This window comes from Streptomyces anatolicus (assembly GCF_019400875.1).
Classification (GTDB): Bacteria; Actinomycetota; Actinomycetes; order Streptomycetales; family Streptomycetaceae; genus Streptomyces; species Streptomyces anatolicus.
On the sequence record NZ_WMBF01000578.1, the window covers coordinates 1 to 3623 of the forward strand.

Here is a 3623-nt window from a genome sequence, read left to right on the forward strand (position 1 = left end):
GTACCAGCAACAGGTGCTGCCCGGCATGCCGCACATCGTCGCACGTCGCGGGCGCTACCTCCGAATGGCCCCACCGGCGTGCCGGGCAGCACCTGTTGCTGGTACTGCCCGGCACCCGCACATGGTCAGCGGCCGGCGCTGTCCACCACCGCGGCCCACTCGTCGAGCAGCGCCTGGGCGGACGCGTCGTCGGGCCCCTCGGCCCACAGATGGGTCACGGCCTCGGCCGGGTCGGGCAGCACAAGCACCCAACGCCCGTCGGCCTCGACGACCCGCACACCATCGGTGGTGTCCACGGACCGGTCCCCGGCCTCCTCGACCACGCGCCGCATCACGAGCCCCTTGACGGCCCAAGGCGTCGCGAGGTCGCGCCGCAGCACGTGTGCACGCGGAATGCGCGCGTCGATCTGGCTGAGGGTGAGCTGCGTACGCGCCACAAGACCGATGAGCCGCACGAACGCGGCCGTGCCGTCGAAGACGCTGCTGAACTCGGGCACGATGAACCCACCGCGTCCGTCGCCGCCGAAGATCGTCGACTCCCCGCGCCCCACCCGCGTCAGATCGTCCGGCGACGTGGTCGTCCAGTCCACCTGTGTGCCGTGGTACGCGGCCACCTGCTCGGCGATACGCGTCGTCGTCACCGGCAGCGCCACGCGCCCGCTGCGCCGCTCGGCGGCCACCAGGTCCAGCATGACCAGCAGGGCACGGTCGTCCTCGACGATCCGACCCTTCTCGTCGACGAGCGAGAGCCGCTCGCCCACCGGGTCGAACCGCACGCCGAACGCCGCCCGCGCGGACGCCACGATCTCACCGAGCCGCACAAGCCCGGACCTGCGCGTGTCCGCGGTCTCGGTGGGCCGCGACTCGTCGAGCCCGGGGTTGATCGTCAGCGCGTCCACGCCGAGCTTGCCCAGGAGGCTAGGCAGCACGAGCCCGGCACTGCCGTTGGACGCGTCGACGACGACCTTCAGCTGCGACTCGGCGATGCCCGTGGTGTCGACGTTCCGCAGCAGCGACCCGGTGTACGAGTCGAACACGCTGGACGGGAAGTGCAGGTCCCCGATCTCCCCGGGGAAGGCCCGTCGGTACTCCTGGCGCGCGTAGACCCGGTCCAGCTTCCGCTGACTGCCCTGCGACAGATCAGCTCCCTGTTCGTCGAAGAACATGATGTCGACGGAGTCCGGCACCCCGGGCGACGTACGGATCATGATTCCGCCGGCGCTGCCCCGAGCCGTCTGCTGCCGGGCGACCGGCAGCGGCACGTTCTCCAGATCGCGTACGTCGATGGCGCTGGCCTGCAACGCCGAGATCACCGCACGCTTCAGCGCACGGGCACCTCGCGAGTGGTCGCGCGCGGTGGTGACGGTCGAGCCCTTCTTCAGGGTCGTCGCATACGCCCCGGCGAGCCGCACCGCCAGCTCCGGCGTGATCTCCACATTCAGGATGCCGGAGACACCACGGGCACCGAACAGATGCGCCTGACCGCGGGACTCCCAGATGACGGACGTGTTGACGAACGCGCCCGCCTCGATCGTCTTGAACGGGTAGACCCGCACATTGCCCTGGATGATCGATTCTTCACCGACGAGACACTCGTCGCCGATCACCGCGCCGTCCTCGATACGGGCGGCCCGCATGATGTCGGTGTTCTTCCCGACGACACAGCCTCTGAGGTTGCTGTGCTGCCCGATGTAGACGTTGTCGTGGACGACGGCCTTGTGCAGGAACGCGCCCTCCTTCACCACGACGTTCGAGCCGATCACCGTGTGCTCGCGGATCTCGGCGTTCGCCTCGACCTTGGCGTAGTCCCCGATGTACAGGGGCCCGCGCAGCACGGCGTCGGGGTGCACCTCGGCGCCCTCCGCGACCCACACGCCGGGCGAGATCTCGAAGCCGTCGAGCTCGACGTCGACCTTGCCCTCCAGGACGTCGGCCTGGGCCTTGCCGTAGCTCTCGTGCGTGCCGACGTCTTCCCAGTAGCCCTCGGCGATGTAGCCGTAGACGGGCTTGCCTTCCTTCATGAGCTGCGGGAAGACATCACCGGACCAGTCGACGGGCACGTCGGCCTCGACGTAGTCGAAGACCTCGGGCTCCATCACGTAGATGCCCGTGTTCACCGTGTCGGAGAAGACCTGTCCCCAGGTCGGCTTCTCCAGGAAGCGCTCGACCTTGCCTTCCTCGTCGACGATGGTGATGCCGAATTCCAGCGGGTTCGGTACGCGCGTCAGACAGACGGTGACGAGCGCGCCCTTTTCCTTGTGGAAGTTAATCAGCTCGGTGAGGTCGAAATCGGTCAGCGCGTCACCGGAGATCACGAGGAAGGCGTCGTCCTTCAGCGCTTCCTCGGCGTTCTTCACGCTGCCCGCTGTGCCGAGCGGCTTCTCCTCGTTGGCATACGTGAGCTCCATCCCAAGCTCTTCGCCGTCGCCGAAGTAGTTCTTGACGAGTGAGGCCAAGAACTGCACTGTTACCACGGTCTCGGTCAGACCATGCCTCTTCAGCAGGCGCAGCACATGCTCCATGATCGGCCGATTGGCCACGGGCAGGAGCGGCTTGGGCATGCTTGAGGTCATGGGGCGAAGGCGGGTGCCTTCGCCGCCGGCCATTACGACGGCCTTCATGTCGGAAACGTCCTCCTCATAGACGACGATCTAGCCGACTCAGCCCGCCAAGTTGGTCCCGCATATGTCCATCACGGGTCTAAGCGCCTCTACGGCCGCCAAATCGGCAGGCTCAATCGGCCATGTTGTCCACCTTGACAAGTCGGCGGACCTGAACCACATACAGGATCCCTGCCCACCAATACAGCGTTGTACCCCATCCGGCGAACGCCCATCCGAAAATAGCAGCGAGAGTTGCGAGCCAGCCACTTCCGTCGCTCAGCAGCAGTAGCGGAAAGGCGTACATGAGGTTGAAGGTGGCGGCCTTGCCCAGGAAGTTCACCTGCGGCGGCGGATAGCCGTGGCGCCTGAGGATCCAGACCATCACCAGCAGAACCAGCTCGCGCAGCACAAGCGCCGCGGTCAACCAGAGCGGCAGAATCTCGCGCCACGTCAGTCCGAGCAGCGTGGTGAGGATATAGAGCCGATCGGCCGCGGGGTCGAGCAGCCGGCCGAGTTTGCTGATCTGGTTCCAGCGCCGGGCGAGCTTGCCGTCGAGGTAGTCGCTGACCCCGCTGAGCGCGAGCACAAGGAGTGCCCACCCGTCACTGTTGGGCCCCCCGAACTCCGGCCTGAGGATCAACCACAGGAAGAGAGGCACGCCGGCGAGACGCGCCATGCTGAGGATGTTCGGGATGGTGAGGACACGGTCCGTCTGGACACGCGTCTCCTGGACCTCCACCCGGGGGCCTCCTGTGGGAAAAGTACCAATGATGCCCCCTGACCTTACCCTCAGCTGACACAGGGCGGTGCGGAGGGGTGCCAGGGCACTGTGGCCACAAAACAAAAAAGCCGTGGTCCCTGGAATTTAATCCAGGGACCACGGCTATAAAAGAAGTTCGGCGGCGTCCTACTCTCCCACAGGGTCCCCCCTGCAGTACCATCGGCGCTATGAGGCTTAGCTTCCGGGTTCGGAATGTAACCGGGCGTTTCCCTCACGCTATGACCACCGAAACACTATGA

2 protein-coding genes and 1 rRNA gene are annotated in these 3623 nt (G+C 66.2%); all 3 read right to left on the reverse strand.

Annotated elements, in window-relative coordinates; genetic code table 11:
• Positions 1-125: 125 nt before the first annotated feature.
• The 3 genes from GKQ77_RS29790 to rrf all read right to left on the reverse strand — a co-directional run bounded on the left by GKQ77_RS29790 (position 126) and on the right by rrf (position 3614).
• Positions 126-2621, reverse strand: coding sequence for a mannose-1-phosphate guanyltransferase (locus tag GKQ77_RS29790; protein ID WP_219692227.1), 2496 nt, complete (start codon positions 2619-2621; stop codon positions 126-128).
• Between the two features lie 112 nt (positions 2622-2733).
• A complete protein-coding gene (gene clsA, locus GKQ77_RS29795) occupies positions 2734-3342 on the reverse strand; it encodes a cardiolipin synthase ClsA (RefSeq protein ID WP_125511469.1) in 609 nt (202 codons plus the stop codon).
• A 155-nt stretch (positions 3343-3497) separates the two neighbouring features.
• Positions 3498-3614, reverse strand: a 5S ribosomal RNA gene (rrf, locus tag GKQ77_RS29800).
• Positions 3615-3623 lie beyond the last annotated feature (9 nt).